2 protein-coding genes are annotated in these 1,655 nt (G+C 75.7%); both read right to left on the bottom strand.

Features of this window, described 5'->3' with window-relative positions; translation table 11 throughout:
* Positions 1-115: 115 nt before the first annotated feature.
* Positions 116-1,051, bottom strand: a complete 936-nt coding sequence (locus L2I40_RS22865) for a class I SAM-dependent methyltransferase (RefSeq protein ID WP_237217661.1) — start codon at positions 1,049-1,051, stop codon at positions 116-118.
* On the bottom strand, positions 1,044-1,655 hold a 612-nt coding region (locus tag L2I40_RS22870), incomplete at its 5' end, for a cytochrome P450 (protein ID WP_237217662.1). The genes L2I40_RS22865 and L2I40_RS22870, both read right to left, overlap by 8 nt.

The following is a 1,655-nucleotide window of genomic DNA, read 5'->3' on the forward strand; positions in this document are numbered from 1 at the left end:
GGGAGGGGGCCAAGGCCCCCTCCCTGCCGGCCATCAAGATCGAGGTCCAGGAGCCCGCCGGCTCCTGGCGGGAGGGGTGCGGGGAGGGCGGAGCCCTCCCCGTTCACGCACCTCGCTAGCCCGGCTTCCGCGCCACCAGCATCAGGTTGCGCGGCGTCGCCCAGCGCGGCGTGCCGAGGGCGCGATCCAGCGCCGATCCTGCCGCCCAGGCCCAGGCGAGGCCGAGATGGTGGCGCCAGGAATGCACGAAGAAGCGCCCCCCCGGCGGTCGCGGCGCGAGGCGCGCCATCCAGCACACCAGGCTCGTGTAGTCGCTGACGGGCACCGGCAGCACGGCCTCCGGCACCAGCCCCGCGCGTGTCGCCAGCGCGCGCAGCGCGCCGTCGGTCCACCAGGTCAGGTGGTGCGGCGGCGCGTTGATCGCGAAGTTCGGGATGGCGGTCAGGTCCGACGGCCAGGCCGGCACGCTCGCGATCATCACTCCGCCCGGCGCGAGGCACGCCGCCATGCCGCGCGCGACGGAGAGCGGATCGGCGACATGCTCCAGCATCTGCAGCGCGACGGCGGCGTCGTAGGCGCCCGCATGCGACAGCGCGTGCGCCTCCGCCGTCTCGGCCAGCACGCGACGTCCCGCCGGCGCCTGGTCGGCGAAGACCGGATCGAGTCCGACATAGCGCGCGCCCGGCACATAGGCCGCGAGGCTCGCCCCGCCGCAGCCGACATCGAGCACGGCGGCGCCGGCGGGGACATGCCGCGCCGCCATCTCCATCTCGTGCCGGTGCGCACGCTCGCCCGAAAGCCGGTCATGCGTGCCCATCCGCGCATAGAGCGCACGGTAGAAGGCCGCATCACCGGGCCGCATCGGATCGAAGAACGCCAGCCCGCAGGGGCTCTCCCAGAGGTGGAAGCGCGCGACGCCGGCGAGCGACGGCCCCGCATCGGTGCGGTGCGACCAGCGCCACAGATGGCGCAGGAAGCGCGCCGAGACCGGCTGGATCAGGCGCGCCGCCGGTTCGCCCGTGATCGGGCAACGGGGTGGTGCGTCAGCCATCCGCGCGCGCGATCCGCATCGGCATCCCTCCCGCCGGGCGCAGCGTCAGGCGCAGCCGCGGCATCACGCGATGCCCTGGCGCGACCGAGAGGTCGAGGCGCCGCACCAGCGTCGCCAGGAACACCGTCATCTCCGCCTGCCCGAAGGCCGCCCCCGCGCAGACGCGCGGCCCGGCGCCGAAGGGCAGGTAGGCGAAGCGCGGCGGCTTCGGCGCCTCGGGCAGGAAGCGCTCCGGCAGGAAGGCGTGCGGGCGATGCCACAGGCTCTCGTGCCGGTGCAGCAGCCAGGGGATGCAGGCGACCGTCGCGCCGCGCGGCACCGCCACGCGCCGCAGCCGGTCCGGCGCCAGCGCCTGGCGCGACAGGATCGCGACCGGCGGGTAGAGCCGCAGCGCCTCCGCCACCACCGCGCGCGTGAAGGGCAGGGCGGGAAGGTCGGCGGCCTCCGGCGCATCGCGGACGCCGAGCACCGCATCGGCCTCCGCGCGCAGGCGGGCGAGCGTCGGCGCATGGCCGAAGGCGAGGTACAGCGCCCAGGTCAGCGCATTGGCCGAGGTCTCGCTGCCGGCCAGCAGCAGCATCGCCACCTCGTCGAGCAGCGCCGC

Origin of the sequence: Falsiroseomonas oryziterrae (assembly GCF_021864505.1) — a bacterium.
Taxonomy (GTDB): Bacteria; Pseudomonadota; Alphaproteobacteria; order Acetobacterales; family Acetobacteraceae; genus Falsiroseomonas; species Falsiroseomonas oryziterrae.

Coding starts and splice junctions, on each gene's coding strand:
- L2I40_RS22865 (WP_237217661.1), bottom strand. CDS start 1,051: ATGGCTGACGCACCACCCCGTTGCCCGATCACGGGCGAACCGGCGGCG.